The 14,508-nt window shown below is 34.9% G+C and carries 10 protein-coding genes and 1 tRNA gene; 8 read left to right on the top strand and 3 right to left on the bottom strand.

Going from position 1 to position 14,508, the window contains the following annotated elements:
* Position 1: 1 nt before the first annotated feature.
* On the bottom strand, positions 2–1,954 hold the full coding sequence (locus J3U74_RS00190; RefSeq protein ID WP_267329875.1) for an extracellular solute-binding protein: 1,953 nt from the start codon (positions 1,952–1,954) through the stop codon (positions 2–4).
* A 926-nt stretch (positions 1,955–2,880) separates the two neighbouring features.
* Here J3U74_RS00190 and J3U74_RS00185 point away from each other — a divergent pair.
* The 8 genes from J3U74_RS00185 (at position 2,881) to J3U74_RS00150 (ending at position 13,236) form a co-directional block, all read left to right on the top strand.
* The gene (locus J3U74_RS00185; protein WP_267329874.1) at positions 2,881–4,362 is read left to right on the top strand and encodes a type VI secretion system Vgr family protein; all 1,482 of its coding nucleotides are present in this window, start codon (positions 2,881–2,883) and stop codon (positions 4,360–4,362) included.
* A gap of 18 nt (positions 4,363–4,380) precedes the next feature.
* Positions 4,381–5,307 carry a DUF2345 domain-containing protein gene (locus J3U74_RS00180; RefSeq protein ID WP_267329873.1) on the top strand — a complete coding sequence of 309 codons (927 nt, stop codon included), beginning with the start codon at positions 4,381–4,383 and terminating at the stop codon, positions 5,305–5,307.
* A 2-nt stretch (positions 5,308–5,309) separates the two neighbouring features.
* Complete coding sequence (locus tag J3U74_RS00175) at positions 5,310–6,218, top strand: hypothetical protein (RefSeq protein WP_267329872.1); 909 nt, start codon at positions 5,310–5,312, stop codon at positions 6,216–6,218.
* A 20-nt stretch (positions 6,219–6,238) separates the two neighbouring features.
* Positions 6,239–10,285 (top strand): toxin VasX, encoded by a 4,047-nt coding sequence (locus tag J3U74_RS00170; protein WP_267337927.1) that lies wholly within the window; start codon positions 6,239–6,241, stop codon positions 10,283–10,285.
* Between the two features lie 27 nt (positions 10,286–10,312).
* A complete protein-coding gene (locus J3U74_RS00165; protein WP_267337926.1) occupies positions 10,313–11,137 on the top strand; it encodes a DUF6708 domain-containing protein in 825 nt (274 codons plus the stop codon).
* Between the two features lie 48 nt (positions 11,138–11,185).
* The gene (locus tag J3U74_RS00160) at positions 11,186–12,016 is read left to right on the top strand and encodes a DUF6708 domain-containing protein (RefSeq protein WP_267328900.1); all 831 of its coding nucleotides are present in this window, start codon (positions 11,186–11,188) and stop codon (positions 12,014–12,016) included.
* Positions 12,017–12,064: 48 nt separating this feature from the next.
* Positions 12,065–12,889 (top strand): DUF6708 domain-containing protein, encoded by an 825-nt coding sequence (locus J3U74_RS00155; RefSeq protein WP_267337925.1) that lies wholly within the window; start codon positions 12,065–12,067, stop codon positions 12,887–12,889.
* A 203-nt stretch (positions 12,890–13,092) separates the two neighbouring features.
* On the top strand, positions 13,093–13,236 hold the full coding sequence (locus J3U74_RS00150) for a hypothetical protein (RefSeq protein WP_267329869.1): 144 nt from the start codon (positions 13,093–13,095) through the stop codon (positions 13,234–13,236).
* A gap of 65 nt (positions 13,237–13,301) precedes the next feature.
* Here J3U74_RS00150 and J3U74_RS00145 read toward each other — a convergent pair.
* Together J3U74_RS00145 and secF are read right to left on the bottom strand one after the other, a co-directional pair.
* Positions 13,302–13,377 (bottom strand) — tRNA-Ala (locus tag J3U74_RS00145).
* A gap of 125 nt (positions 13,378–13,502) precedes the next feature.
* Complete coding sequence (secF, locus tag J3U74_RS00140) at positions 13,503–14,501, bottom strand: protein translocase subunit SecF (RefSeq protein ID WP_220218136.1); 999 nt, start codon at positions 14,499–14,501, stop codon at positions 13,503–13,505.
* Between the last annotated feature and the right edge of the window lie 7 nt (positions 14,502–14,508).

Raw genomic sequence — 14,508 nt, 5'->3', positions numbered from 1 at the left:
ATCAATGTTCCCGATTTTTTGGCAGGCTGGCTGCTTTATCTGCATCATACCACCAACTATCAATCCCTATCGCATATGTAGGCTCAATCGCTGGTTTCCCAAATTTGTTCCAATATGCATAATAAGTTTTACTGTTATACCACATTGGGATCATAGGATATTCTTGGGTTAAAATACGATCGAGCGCTCTGCCCAAAGGAATTAATGTTTTCTCATCATCGATGTTTTCGTTAATTGCATCAATAAGGTTATCAATTGCTTGATTATGTAACCCCGAACCATTCCAGGATGAATTGAGATATTGGCTACCCCAATAAACTGATAAATTAGAGTTAGGATAATTCATTGCATAATAAACTTGCGGCATCATATCATAATCACGCTTACGCAAACGGCGTAAATGCTGTGACGAATCTAACAAACTAATTTTCATGGTAATCCCTAAACGGGCTAAATTTTGTTGAAAAGGAATTGCATATTTAACATCATCACCCACATAAGCGGTGAGTTCAAATTCAAATGGCTGGTTGGTCTTTTCATTAATTAGTTTGCCTTCTTTTATTACCCAGCCAGCCTGTTTTAATAGCTCCGCTGCTTTTAACAAATTCTCACGGTTAAAACCTTGTCCATCACTTTTCGCGACAAAATAGGCATCATCAAAAGCTTGCTCCGGAATGATATCTTTATACGGCATTAACCATGTCAATTCTTGCTCTGTTGGTTTACCAATTGCTGCATAAATGGTGTTTTCAAAAAAACTATAAGGGCGTTTATAGCTGTCATAATAAAAAGCATGATTTAGCCATTCAAAATCAAAAGCTAATGTTATTGCCTGCCGAACTCTAATATCTTTAAACAGATCTTTTTGCAAGTTAAATGCCAGCCATTTGGTATTGGTAGCCGTGGTAACCGGGCGTTCTTGCTTGATAATATTTTTAGCATCAAAGTGTTGCCCTTGATATTGAGTAAACCAATTTTTAGGCTCTGACTCTTCACGTATATCATATTCACCAGCTTTAAAAGCTTCTAAGGCAATACTATTATCCATATAGTATTCAATACGTTTTTCATCAAAATTATTTAACCCTTTATTAATTGGCAAATCTTTTGCCCAATAATCAGGATTAAGTTTATAAACAACATATTGCCCGAGTTTATAATCACTTATATAGTATGGACCACTGGCTAATGGCGGAGTACTCAATGGCTCAGAAAAGTCATGGTCTTGCCAAAAGTGTTTAGGAATAACTTTCATCGAACCGGCGAACGACAACAATTTAGTACGGTCTTTTTCCGGTAATTCAATGCGCACAAGATAAGTGTCAATTGCTTGCACAGTTACTCCTTCATAAAAAACCCGATAGGACGGCACACCTTCAGTCATAAATTTATGAAAGGTGAATTCAACATCTTGCGCAGTTATTGGCCGACCGTCTTGAAAGCGAGCGTTAGGGTTAATTGTCACTTCAGCCCAGCGGTAACTATCTGAATAGGTAATGGAGGTGGCAATTAAAGGATAAAAACTTTGAATATCATCTGAAGAGTTAGTAAAAAGCGTATCGTATAGCGCTCCCGAATTTCGCTCAGGCGCTCCACGGCTTGCAAAGCGGTTAAGATTATCAAATGAACCTATTTCAGCAAACTTAATTACTCCACCTTTGGGCGCATTAGGATTAACATAATCTAGGTGTTCAAAATTATCAGGGTATTTAGGCTCACCAGAAAGTGAAAAAATCGTTTTGTGATAAATTATTTCACTGGGTTGGCTTGTATCAGTCGCATCAATCTGATCATCTTGTGTTAATGGCTCCACTGAATCAACTTCCGTTTGCGTTTCAGTTGAAATCGTATCGGGTTTAGTGTCTGCATAAATTGGCACAGAACATATGACTAATCCACTCAGGCAACATGAGATAAGTGTTGTTTTTATATTTTGTTTAATTTGCCCAATCATCCTAATTTAGTTCCTACTTGAATTAACAAAAGATTGTGTATCTTATTAACGGGTTATCAAACTACCCCAACCACTTAATAAGAGCATAATACTTGTTTGTTAAGCTCACTATTTTGCCAAACTTAAAACCAATGAGCAAAACCTAATTAATCACCACGAAAGTAAAAATTATTATAACACTAATCATATCGTTATTGATTTGGTCTTTAATCATTTTCAATTAAACAATCTCATTTCGTCAATAAAATCTTGTCAAGAACTTTCAGAAAATATATACGTTTTAGTATAAAACAGATCGCCATATTACTAATAACATCGATTCAAAACGCCATAAAACAACGTTTTATTTTTGGCTCATCATTATTTTTATACCTTTGATAAAAATTTATGACTAAATCAGATCAATTGACTAAAGGCTTATGAGCTTAAAAATGACTTTTCGCTATCAAAGCGAACTTTTAGACTATAAAACTCATCTTAAACAGTCAATGTCTGAATTTAACATAACCCATTATTTTTATTTATTTTCATCGCATTTGTTAAGTTAGTGTATAGAAATTGCAAATTTGATTAAAAATGGTCTTTTTTATATACTCTTTTGATTATCATTACTGATTAAAAAAGTGTTGAAAAGAATTTAATAAAATTAAAAAATTTTAGTTACTCGTAAGAGTAAGGAAATAGAAATCACCGAATGGCAATTACCCACATGATGTAATTGCCTATCGATAAGATTAATAAAAATAAGCGTTATTATTTCCTGCCATGATTAAGTTTAGCCATTGATACCACTGATATTATATCAATGCCTCCAAATCACCTCAATTTTATTAGCTATCTAGTCAACAACACGCTAAAGGAATAATCGATAATTATTCATAACTCATAGTAACTTGAGTTAAAAAAAGGAATTTGTAGGAGAACACATGGCTAGTGGTTTAAATAAGATCATCAATCAAGTTGGTGAGTACTTAATTAATGGATTATCGGGGGCGGTTGCACAAAATCGCTATATTCTCACCATAGAAGAACTTAATTCACCGATCTCTATATTAAAGGTAAAAAGCGAAGAACAATTAAATCAACCATGGCGCTATACGATTACATTTACCAGTGCTGATAAAACACTATCGAATGAAACTTTTTTGAACAAGAATGCCTCATTCTCATTTAATCCTGCGACTAACAATACGATTAATTCGACAATTCAATCTCTGATCGATTTAACCTACGGTAACGATAGCAACCAACGCAAAATTTTTGGCATTATCACCGAGTTTAACCAATTATCGTTCAATAAAGATGAAGCTCACTATCAAGTTGTATTATCACCAAGATTAGCCAAACTAGCCTTAAATCACAATTACGCAATATTCCAAAATCAAAGCATTGTTAGTGTTGTCGAGGAAGTTCTTAGAAATCATGGGTTACGAGGCATAGATTACCGGTTAGAACTTAAAGAACAATACCCAGTAAGGGAGTTTATTACCCAATGGCAAGAAAGTGATCTTGAATTTATCCAAAGGCTAATGGCTGATGTAGGTATTTGGTTTCGTTTTGAAACACATGCCGAACACGGCTGCGATGTACTAATCATGAGCGATTATGAACAAGGCTATGAAAAAGTAGCCGATATTGAATACCAACGACCAAGCGGAACTCAAGATAGCATGCAAGAAAGCATATGGGATATAAGCATGCACAGTAAAATTGTTGAATCTTCGGTGAATGTGCAAGATTACAACTACCGTAAAGCAAAAAACAATTTACACGGTGAAAGTAATACCCAACTGAAAGACATGACCACTTATGGGACAGATTATCGCTATGGTGAACATTATAACGATCTCAATACAAATCAATTAGATGATGGTGAAGAAATCAGTGAGGATAACAAAACTGAAAGTGGTAACTGGTATGCAAGTATTCGCCACCAACATGCAATCAGTCAACAAATTATTATCCACGGAAAAACAAACTGTTATCACTTAGTACCCGGGCAACTGATTTGTATTAACAATAATCCGCTAACAAACATTGATGAAGGTATCTTAATTACCAGCGTGACAGGTAGCGGCTCTCGCAGTGATGCCTATGAACAAAGCTTTACAGCTATTCCATATAATATTTCTAAACCTTATCGCCCAACACCACTTGATTGGCCACAAGTCGCCGGTACGCTACCGGCGCGGGTAACCAGCCCGGATAACGATACTTATGGATATATCGATACCCAAGGGCGTTACCGAGTAAAATTCAATTTTGACCTTAAAAAATGGCGAAATGGTAAAGAAAGCTTATGGGTTAGACTGGCAAAACCTTATGCAGGAAACACTTATGGTTTCCACTTTCCACTTATTGACGGTACAGAAGTGTCCATTGCCTTTATGAACAGCGATCCGGATTGACCATATATTGCAAACGTCATGCATAACAGTACTCATCATGACCATGTGGCTACAATCAATAAACATCGCAATGTCATTCGCACCCCAACCAATAATAAATTACGCATGGATGACAAACGGGGGCAAGAACATATCAAACTTGCCACCGAATATGGCAAGACCCAACTCAATTTGGGGCATTTAGTGGATCAGCAAAAACAACAGCGAGGAGAAGGCTTTGAACTTCGAACTGATGAATGGGGAGCAATTGCTGCCAATCGAGGATTGTATCTCACTACACAAACCGAACCCAATGCGCAAGGTAAACAGCTTGATATGCAAGGGGCAATTACCGAACTAGAAAATGCTTTATCGATTGCTAAAGCACTTGAAAATGTGGCCGAACAAGCACAAAGCCATGCAGCGGATATAGATTCACAACAACAATTACAAAGTGCAGTAACCAACCTGTCACAACCGGGAATTCTTACTTATGCACAAGAAGGTATTGCATTAACCAGCCCAGAAAATATTCAACTCACTACTGCTCATAGCCTAACCACCACATCGGCAAATCAAACTAATATTACTGCTTTAAAAAATATAACCCTTTCCACCCCTGAAGCTATTAGCCTTTTGGCACAAAAATCGGGGATGAAAGTATTTGCTAATCAAGGTGATATAGATGTACAAGCCCAAACCGACCAAATAGCGATAGCGGCAAAACAAGATATTCAAATTGATAGTGTTAACAGTCATGTCGATTTTTCTGCAGCAAAAGAGATCAAGCTTATTTGCTGTGGTTCGTATATCAAAATAAGTGAAGCAGGTATTGAGTTAGGCACCCAAGATAATATCTATCTTAAATGTAATGCGATGCAAAAAATGTCACCAGCGACTGAAACCAAAACAATTCAATTAAAATCAAGTGATTTAGATGTTAAACGCTGTTCCGAAATGGATTAAATATGCTTACAGAATTAAATAAAAGAGCCAGTTTCAACAAATATCGCTATCTTCTAGTTGATAATTTAGTCGTTCTAAATTCGGTCAGTCCATTATCACATAAAGGGTTGCAGAGTTTATACGGTGAAGAAAAATCATTTGGCGAAAGAAAACTTACAACGGTTTTGCGCACGGATTTAGATTATGATCCAAGTGTATGTCCGACACTGGTTATGCTTGCTGAACCTTATCAATTTTTAGAACAGGCAATAATTGACAAAATTACGATGCAAGCTACAGTCGAATGTTTTTGGTCTAAACGTTATATCTGTGCATTTATCGTCACTGACCTTAAACCATCAATACTGGCAAAACAAATTATTAATATTGGTAATAACATCGCTAAAACATTGCGACAACGTTATTATCCCTTCTTTGAGCCTTTTCGAATGCAATTTTTACATGAATCCGGTTCAGATCAAGATAACGCATGGTTAAAAGCCCAATTTTCACAAATTGAAAACTATTACTATCCTTCAATTCACAACGGCGAATTTATTCGCTATACAAACGACGACAAACCAATAATAGAAAAAAAATGGAACACTCAATACTGTGAGCGTTTAAAAAAAATAAGGGTCATTCGCACCCTTGTTAATGCATGGGCAAATAACCGCACACAATTTGAAGAACAAAAAAATGTGCCACTTGAAAAGCAGGTAATCATACAAGCAACACAACTGATTGAGCAAGCTGACAAATTAGGCTTAACCGATGTTGCCGATATTCTGTTTTGGGGGTTGAATGGATTACGCTACCAGCATGTATTTACAACACATCCACAAGTTCTTGAACAAATCCCTAAAGCACAACAGTCACCCAGTACATTGTCTAAACATGTCATTGACGCCAATATTAACCTTGAAATCTAAATCCACCCATTAACAGAATAATGGAAAAAGAAAGAATTAAAGAGTATAAGATGAAAAGAACAGAAAACATCGCCATAGAAAATAAAAATGAAGCCAGTGGTAATTGCCTTGCGTGTGGTCGTACAGGAATACCGGTATTTTTGCTGCGTCAAGCAGTAATAAAAATGAAAGAACATAAAACGCTCAAGGCGAATGTTGATTATCAAGATTTGGCGAATTATGCAAAAAAATTAAATTTTAAATCCCGTATGCCAAATGAAGAATTGCAAGATTATGGTTATATTTTACGGACTTTACGAAACGGTTACATCTATGTTATGCAACAACAAGGTGAAGATATAAATAGTCGAATAATGCATACTTATGAATGTATTGAAGGGGCGTTAAGATTAAAAAACAACCATGAACTTGCTCATACCGAGCCAAGACCGATATCAAAGGCCTGTAAAAACGCCTGTCACACTATTCCGGCAGCATTTATCAATCTACAACAACACTATACTCAAGCATGGGTGGCGTACTGTTCGCAACCGTGGAGTAAAACCGTGATTGAAAATTATTTAAAAGAGCAAGATAATCAAGTATTATCCCGTTTTACACGAATTGATATAACTAACCTAGCGCACTCACCGTCAGAAGCAACTGGTAACCGCGCCGTCCCGTTTACAGATATCTTTGGGCAGGTAAGTAATACCGAAACGCCCAGCAAAGTATTAGAATTTCGCTTTGATGATAATAAATTACCTTTCTTTGAATCGGCGCATCCCTTTAATAGTTTTAAACAACAAAAACAGCAATTTGCAAGGCATACTAGCCTGTTATATAAAGGATCGAAACCAATATCGTGTGGAGTCGTATTAGAAGACACGTTTGGCATTGCCGAAGAACTCAACACGCAGCGAATTGTTCATCTGAATATATTTAATGAACAACCACTGACTGACAATGAAATCAATTTAGCAGAAGAAACAATAAACGGTTTTGAAGATGTTGATAGGCTGAATAAAATTTATGAACAACGTGCGAAAAACATGTTCAAAACCTTTAATCCTGAGTTACAGCGAAAATTTAACTATTATAAACCGGTGATGTTAAAAAAACGCATGATATTGCAATTAATAGAACAATATCGATCATCTATCGTATCCGTTTATGATCAAGAAATAGCAAGAGCATTGGAAAGCATTGAAAATTTAAAAAATTCGGGTGATGACAAAGAAGGTTATAATGGAATTCCACAATCGACAAGAATGCATTATAAAATAGGTCATTTGAGTTCAGAAAAGAAAGAAAAGCTTAAGGATTTTGATGATTTCATCAATCAAAAAGAAATTGACGACTTCAAAGATGAATTAGAAGAAGCGTATACAGAAGTAGTGAATTACCACAAAGAGTGGTCGATAGACTACTTTACGTATGCACGTTGGTTATTCGGCAAGGACGGCTTTACCTCAAAATTTAGTAAAAAACAACCGCTCAGCCTCAACACCAACCATTTTTGGCAACGTGAATTTGATTTTAGCACTCAAGAAACGCAACTAGTTTATTTATCGCAAGTAACAAATATGTTACTCGATACCACCCATTCTGAAATAAAATTGGATGAAGATAGCGCATTATGGGACGAATTACTCAGTAACCCCGAAAGTATTTACTATATCAGTGAATACGATAACCCTAAAGGAATCGATCATGATAAAGAAATTTATGTTGATCTGACGGATAATAGCCTGTTAAAACCTCGTGAACTTATTCAACATCTGACTAAAACTGTTTCGGTTATTAATAATGTTATTGAAGGAAAGCTTGATAACAATGTAGAAAATAAAATAAAAGTATTACATGAAAATAAGCAGCAAGCAGAGGTTGAAATCAAGCAAAACCAACAAAAAATAGCCAATCTGGAAAAGCAAAAGCAAAACATTCCAGACAGCGATTCTATAACACGTGAACGGCTTAGAAAACAAAAACAAGGTTATAAAATCCAAATTCAGCAACTAAATAAAGAACTTAAAGCCATTGAACAACAATTATCTAACATTACCCAAACCTCTGATGCGGCAGCTTCACTTGAAAGCAAACCGCTAGCGAGTACAGCACTTAAAAAACAGGCAATTCTGGCAAAAGATACCTTACGTTTCCCAATTAAAACTAAGTGGATGCGATTAAATGCGTTTGATCAACTTGCCAAACTTGGGGCAATAGCGGTTGAGATTAATGTCGAGGTTAAACCCAAAAATATTACTAAAATTCAAAATTTATTTACACAAATGCATCGGTCTTTTTTTAACAGGGGAATTTATCACCCACACGAACTTGCCTTTCTTGAAAATTTTGATATCGATGAAAAGCCAGTCAAAAACGGGTCGGGCAAAGTACAAAAGGTCAAATTTACTTTATGTTTTCCTGACGTACAAACTAAAATTTTGTTTGTTAACTTTATAAATAGTATCAACAGCAAATTGAGTCCTTATAATTTAAAAAAATTTATGGAACAAGCCTATAAAGATTATTTCAAATTAATATATCAGAAAAAAATACATCTTGAGAGCTTAGAACATGCCAATCGAGGCAAAGCAACTACTACTCAAATATTGAACGAAACCAGTGACAAAAACACAAATCGAGCCAGAAATAAAATCGATGAAAAAATTGGAAAAATGCATGATATTGTAGTGCTCAATGAGAATTTGAAAACAAAGATTGATCAACAAATTAAGATAGATCCTGCTGAAAATCAAATTAAAAAAGGGAAAATTACCTTTAATGCTAATCTTAATGTTGCAGGGGTATTAGGATGTATTAATTTAATGAATATTAACGATATCATTAAAGACTGGAATAAAGTTAAAGAAGGTGATGGTGACCAAATAACCAAAAGAAAACTATCAATGGAATTGTTATCGTTAGGACTGATTACTGTTGATATCACCAGCCAATATAAAAATGTGAAACTGAATATGCAACTAAAAGATGCGCTTAATGTAGGTAAAAATGTGAATCTGCTTAATGCAAAAATCAACCTAAATAGTATGATATCTAACACGGTCAATAAAGTATTTGGGGTAATATCTGTAATCGAGGCTAGTGGAGAGTTGATTAGTGCATTAGAGATGATGAATATGGAAGATAAAAGTTACATGGCTCTTCGTGTTATGGGTTCGCTTATGTCAGGAGTTGGTTCTTTAATACTTTTATTTGCAGGGGGGTGGATACTTATACTTGTTGGTGTCATTATGGTGATTGCAGGGGCAATTATGATTATGTTTAGTAAAAAATACGATAATTTAACCCCTATTCAACACTGGTTAAACCGCTGCTGTTTTGGCAACCAAAAGGAGTTTGATTTTTTGGGCTATAACGCTTATAAAGAAGACGATTATAGTGACCACGGAGGTTTTGGATTAGCATTAAATGATTATGCGATAGCAACTTATAATATTCAAACCTTTTTACATAACAAAATATTGAATATTAATGCACCAACCAAACCAGGTCAAACTTCTGCTAATATAAATCAAAATCATATCTATTTTTATTTAAATATTCCTCAATTTGCAAGCTTTAACGAAAAGGAAAACTTAACTGTTTATATTAGGTTTTTTATCAATAATTTTGGTAAAAAAACTGATTATATAGATGTAAAATATCAAGCTAGCTTAGATAATGGGGTTAAATTAACTAATGTGAATGACCCTTTAGGTGTAAATGGAAACAAAATAATATTAGATAAAAAACAATTTTTTGAACTATATGCTAATGCTGCATTAGAAAATAAGCGCAGAAGTTATTCACAAGGTCAAATGTATATCTCAGAACCATATGAATTTGTATTTATTAAAACATTACCTGATGGCACCAAAAATGTGCTAACTAAAATCACAAACACTGATATAAAACATATTGCTTACGAAAAACCAAGCGATCTAGACATGGATGGACTAACCATTGACATATGGTCAGCAGGAAGTAAGTCTGGGTATAGCATTCATAAATACCAAATAATTATTCAATACAATAATCGTGAAGAAATACCCTTAATTATTACTAAAAAAGGGAAATTTTAAGAAAACCATTAAAGCAAGGAGAATATAATGGCTTCAAAATATCGCCCACAAATACCCGGTTGTATTGGCGATTTAAATAAAGGTCCCACTTACATAACGGGGGCCGATAATCGACTTCTTTATACTAATGATAATTATTGTGCTTTTATTAGGAAACCGAAATCAGAACAGATTGTTTATATATTCGTTTTTTTATTAGCAACTATTTGTTTGATTCCAACAATTGTTTTATCGATATTTTTAGTCTTTGTATTCAATATTTCACATGATTTGAAAATTGAAATTTTGGGCATATTTTGTTTTTTGTGTTGTTGCCTGGGGTTCTATGCTGTTTTACCTGAATTATACCAAAACTTATTTACTCGTCGTGGTGCACCAATCATTTTTAACCGTAAAACAAATAAAGTATATGTTAATGAAAGTTATTTTTTTAATCTTAAATTTTTAAAAAACCCACTTACCTATATACACCCAAATAAAAAACGTATTAAAGAATATGATTGGGCGAATTTACACGGGGTAGTGGTGCATAACTTTTCCCGATATTCACGCAATAGCACCATTTTAATGGTATGCAAACCCAATACCAATAAAACCATTGATCATATTATGTTAGATCCGCTACGCAATGGCATTGGTAGTTATCTGGTCTGGGGTTGGGTCAATAATTTTATGTGTGCGAACGATTTAATCAGCTTAAACGACGGTAAATACAAATGGGAACAAGAAACCCAATTCAAAAAAGAGATTATTAAAGGACAAGGTTGGCCTGAATGGATGATTGAAGCGTTTAATGCTACAACGCTAGATGAGTTAGCCGAAATCAAACAAAAACACCATGTTAATGCGTGATAATAAGCTAGGATATAAAACAAATAAAAGAAGGAATCAGAAGTTAACATGCCATCAAAATACCAACCCCAAATCCTTGGCTGGATAGGCGATTTAGATAAAGGCGGTAATTATTTAACAGGAGCCGATCAACGTTTATTGTATGCCAATGATAACTACTGTGCTTTTAGAAGACAGGTATTGTCTGATAAAATTTTTTATATAGTTATCTATACAATAGCAGTAATTTTGGGAATTGTAATAATAATCCTATGTTTAGACTTGATTATTCATTTCAATTCAGATACAGATACAGAACAAAACATATTGAATTTAGGAATATTTATTCTTTTTGCAACTTGGTTTGCACTGTATATCGTTATTCCATTATTATACCAAACGATATTTACTCACAAAGGAAGCCCCATTATTTTCAACCGTAAAACCGGTAAGGTGTATGTCAATGAAAGTTATTTTTTCAATTTTAAGGTATTACGCAATCCACTAACTTTTTTACACCCCAATAAAAAGCGTATTAAAGAATACGATTGGGCGGATTTACACGGGGTGGTTGTGCATAACTTTTCCCGATATTCCCTCAATTCCACCATTTTAATGGTGTGCAAACCCAATACCCATAAAACCATTGACCATATTATGTTAGATCCGATACGCAATGGCATTGGTAGTTATCAGGTCTGGGGTTGGGTCAATAATTTTATGTGTGCGAACGATTTAATCAGCTTTAATGACGGCAAATATAAATGGGAACAAGAAACCCAATTCAAAAAAGAGATTATTCAAGGACAAGGTTGGCCTGAATGGATGGTTGAAGCATTCAATGCTTCAACGCTAGATGAGTTAGCCGAAATCAAACAAAAGCACCATGTTAATGCGTGATAACAAGCTAGGATGTAAAACAAATAAAAGAAGGAATCAGAAGTTAACATGCCATCAAAATATCAACCCCAAATCCCTGGTTGGATAGGTGATTTAGTTAAAGGCGGTAATTATTTAACCGGAGCCGATGAACGTTTATTGTATGCTAATGATAATTTTTGTGCTTTTATTCGTAAGACATTATCTAATCAGTTTTTATATTTATGTATTTTTTTAATAGTATTTGTTTGTTTGATACCTGTTATTTATGTCTGTATTTTACTTATGATAGATTTCTATACTGAAAAAGAAGATTCAATACTGTTTTTAATTATTTTCATACAGATTATTTCGTTATTTGCAATCTATGTATCTATTCCTGAAATTTATCAGAATCTATTTACACGTCGGGGAAGCCCCATTATTTTCAACCGTAAAACCGGTAAAGTGTATATCAATGAAAGTTATTTTTTCAATTTTAAGGTATTACGCAATCCATTAACTTTTTTACACCCCAATAAAAAGCGTATTAAAGAATACGATTGGGCGGATTTACACGGGGTGGTAGTGCATAACTTTTCCCGATATTCCCTCAACTCCACCATTTTAATGGTTTGCAAACCTAATACCCATAAAACCATTGATCATATTATGTTAGATCCGCTACGCAATGGAATTGGTAGTTATCTGGTCTGGGGTTGGGTCAATAATTTTATGTGTGCGAACGATTTAATCAGCTTAAACGACGGTAAATACAAATGGGAACAAGAAACCCAATTCAAAAAAGAGATTATTAAAGGACAAGGTTGGCCTGAATGGATGATTGAAGCGTTTAATGCCACTTCATTAGAAGAGTTAGCCAATATCAAACAAAAATTTAATATTAATGAATAATTACAAAATTACATATCATCATTCAATAATGAGGAGGATCATCATTTTTTTAGCCAAGATCTTATATGCGATAAATTTGACGATTCAATCGAAGTACTAATTGAATGGATGCAGGTATTAATAGACACTTTTTAATATTTATATTCGTAAGTTTTAAAGTAATTTAGAACTACAAGAAAATTTTAAACACGGAAAAGTTAAACATGAGCAATATTAATACCGGAGTAAAATGGGTTGCCTTCTACCGTGAAGCGCCAACAATTCCCGATTATATCACCGTGATCCATACCGAAATAGAAAAAAATAAACCCACACCTGCAATAGGTAATACCACGGAATGGGGGTAAAAATAAGTTTTGCGCGCTGAGAGCTTTTGACTAAGTAGAATTTAAAAGATGATTAAATCTTAAATTGGTGGAGCCAAGGGGGATCGAACCCCTGACCTCAACGCTGCCAGCGTTGCGCTCTCCCAGCTGAGCTATGGCCCCAAAATGAAATGAATAAAACTGCGGCTAATAATATGCAACTAAATGGTAGGTGTCAATCGGTTTGATGTTGTTTGTTTGAAAAACAACCGAATTAAACGCTACCGATAAACGGTAGCGTTCAGATATTAACGCAGAATAGCTGGTTGATCTGCACCTTCTACTTCTACTTTTGGTGGCATAAAGTGTTCACGTTTAACGCCTAATTTAAGTGACATATAAGCCGCCACATAAATTGAAGAGATTGTACCAAGAACAATACCAACCCCTAACGTTTCTGAGAATCCTTTTAACATCGATCCGCCAAAAATATACAGAATGATAACAACCGCAAGTGTAGTACCTGAAGTCATTAACGTACGATGTAATGTTTGAGTTAACGAGATGTTAATCACATCGTAAGGGGATGCACGACGAATTTTTCTGAAGTTTTCACGAATTCGATCAAATACCACGATAGTATCATTTAGCGAGTAACCAATTATCGATAACATCGCCGCAATAATGGTTAAATCTAGTTCACGTTCAAATAATGAAAGATAACCGGCTGTGATAATAACATCGTGCGCTAAAGCCACAACAGCACCGGTACCAAATCGCCATTCAAAACGAAATGCAATATAGATTAGGATACAGACTAAAGCGGCGCAAATGGCTAAAATACCGTCTTGTGCAAGCTCAGCCCCGACGGTTGGTCCAACAAATTCAATGCGTTTGATTTGAGCATTTTCATCGATGCTTTTATGTATCAAATTAGAGATTTGTGAACCTAACGCATTATCAATCGCCGCTGAAGCGCCATCTTCTTGTTTAGCAGTAGCTAAACGAATAATGATGTCTTTACTACTGCCATAATATTGCACCACTGGCTCATGATAACCAGCTTGACGCAAACTATTACGCAGATCATCAAGGTTAACCGATTTAGTTACCGTCAGCTCAATGGTTGTACCACCAGTAAAATCTTGCCCAAGATTAAAGCCTTTGACAAAGATAACAACAATAGAGGCAACAACCAATAGCATTGAAATGACAAAAGCAATAAAGCCGTATTTTAAAAAGTCGAGGACTCTGCGGCCATGATTGAGCTCTCTAACATCATGATTTTCTTTTTTATCAACACTCACAATAAAC

Source organism: Gilliamella sp. B3892, assembly GCF_026536305.1.
Taxonomy (GTDB): Bacteria; Pseudomonadota; Gammaproteobacteria; order Enterobacterales; family Orbaceae; genus Gilliamella.
Note: the sequence above shows the minus strand (reverse complement) of the source record. Positions and strands in the feature narration are given on the sequence as shown.